The 1,981-nt window shown below is 38.2% G+C and carries 2 protein-coding genes; both read right to left on the bottom strand.

The window, feature by feature from the left end; all coding sequences use genetic code 11:
• Window positions 1-1,338, bottom strand: coding sequence for an acetyl-CoA carboxylase biotin carboxylase subunit (locus CIGNP103_RS08000; RefSeq protein ID WP_086268907.1), 1,338 nt, complete (start codon window positions 1,336-1,338; stop codon window positions 1-3).
• Window positions 1,335-1,784, bottom strand: a complete 450-nt coding sequence (gene accB, locus CIGNP103_RS07995; protein ID WP_086232969.1) for an acetyl-CoA carboxylase biotin carboxyl carrier protein — start codon at window positions 1,782-1,784, stop codon at window positions 1,335-1,337. Before accB ends, CIGNP103_RS08000 begins: the two co-directional genes overlap by 4 nt.
• Window positions 1,785-1,981 lie beyond the last annotated feature (197 nt).

The following is a 1,981-nucleotide window of genomic DNA, read 5'->3' as shown; positions in this document are numbered from 1 at the left end:
TTAATGCTTTGCTAAATAGTTTGTATCATATAAATTATTGATAAAATCATCATTATTCATCATATTTATATGAAAATCTTTGGTTGTTTTAATCCCTTGTATGATTAGCTCATCAAGTGCGACTTTCATCTTAGCAATAGCTCTATTTCTATCTATATCATGGACGATTAATTTGCCTATCATGCTATCATAATACGGCGGAACGCTATAACCCTCATAGACATGGCTATCCATTCTGACATTTCTACCGCCTGGGGCAACATATTTTGTGATTTTACCTGGATTTGGGGTAAAGCTTTTTGGGTCTTCGGCTGTGATTCTACACTCTATTGAGTGGCCACTTAATTTGATATCTTTTTGCTCTGGCAATCTCTCGCCTTGTGAGATTCGTATCATCCACTCTATTAGGTCTAATCCGCTACACATTTCGCTCACACAATGCTCGACTTGAAGTCTTGTATTCATCTCAATAAAATAAAATTTATTATCCCTTTGATCGTATAAAAACTCAAAAGTCCCAGCACCCGTATATCCTATGGCTTTAGCAGCATTTACGGCTGTTTGGTGGAGTTGGGCCCTAGTTTTATCATCCAAAATTACTGCTGGGCTCTCTTCTATTAATTTTTGATGGCGGCGTTGCATTGAGCAATCTCTCTCACCCACATGGATTACATTGCCATACTCATCGCCTAGGACTTGGACCTCTATGTGGCGTGGATTTGAGATATATTTTTCCATATACATTGTTCCATCACCAAAGGCACTCATAGCCTCGCTTTCAGCTGACCAAAAGCTCTTTTCTAAATCCTCTTCTTTCTCTACCACTCTCATACCACGGCCACCGCCACCTGCGGCTGCTTTTATAATCACTGGATAGCCTATTTGAGTAGCTAGTTTCTTAGCTGCTTCTATATCTTTGATAGCGCCATCACTACCTGGTACAACTGGAATTCCCGCTCTCATCATCATCTGTTTGGCTTTGCTTTTATCACTCATTAAAGCCATAGCCTCTACGCTTGGGCCTATAAATTTGATATTGTGCTTTTCGCAAATTTCTACGAAATTTTGATTTTCACTCAAAAATCCATAACCTGGAAATATCGCATCAGCTTCGCTAATCTCGCAAGCTGTGATAATAGCTGGGATATGTAGATAGCTCTCGCTACTTCTAGCACCGCCTATACAGATACTAGCATCAGCGTATTTGACATAAAGAGCATCTTTATCAGCTGTAGAATGCACTACAACTGCTTCTTTGCCCATCTCTTGGATAGTTCTAAGTGCTCTAAGGGCTATTTCACCACGATTTGCTATTAGGATTCTTTTAATCTCTCTCATAGTTTTTCAACCTCAAATAACGCCATACCAAATTCCACCGGTTGGCCATCTGCGATTAGGGCTTTTGTAATTCTACAATCAAACTCAGCTTCAATCTCATTCATAATTTTCATCGCTTCTATAATGCCTATAGTGTCGCCTTTTTTCACTGTTTGACCTACCTTAACAAAGCTTGGAGCGCCTGGACTTGGAGCTATATAAAATGTCCCTACCATCGGTGCGTTTAATGTATCAGTTGCTGTTGAAGTAGTTACTGTTTTTTCATTTACTACTACATTGATTGGGGCTGGGGCTGGGATTGGAGGGCAAGCTGGGGCTGGGGCTATTTGCTCGCATGGCTCGTGTTTTTCTAGCTCGATTACGAAATCACCATCTTTTATCTTAATTTTATTAATGTTTGTCTCATCAAAAAAGCTCATAAGCTCTTTAATCTCATCTCTTGTCATAAATTCTCCTTAAATTAAGTAAAATTCCATAATTCTAACCAAATTATCTAAATAATAAGCTAAACTTTAGTTTAAAGTAGAAATTGCTATAATCTTACAATTTAATTTTAAAGGGAAATTTATGGGTTTAAAAAGCGATAAATGGATACGCCAAATGAGCTTAGAACACAAAATGATAACTCCATTTTGCGAAGAGA

It is taken from the genome of Campylobacter sp. P0103 (genome assembly GCF_002139545.1).
GTDB classification, from domain to species: Bacteria; Campylobacterota; Campylobacteria; order Campylobacterales; family Campylobacteraceae; genus Campylobacter; species Campylobacter devanensis.
Note: the sequence above shows the minus strand (reverse complement) of the source record. Positions and strands in the feature narration are given on the sequence as shown.

What these genes read in the sequence shown, in the direction of transcription:
- accB (WP_086232969.1), bottom strand. Translation starts at nt 1,784, where the DNA reads ATGACAAGAGATGAGATTAAAGAGCTTATGAGCTTTTTTGATGAGACA.
- CIGNP103_RS08000 (WP_086268907.1), bottom strand. Translation starts at nt 1,338, where the DNA reads ATGAGAGAGATTAAAAGAATCCTAATAGCAAATCGTGGTGAAATAGCC.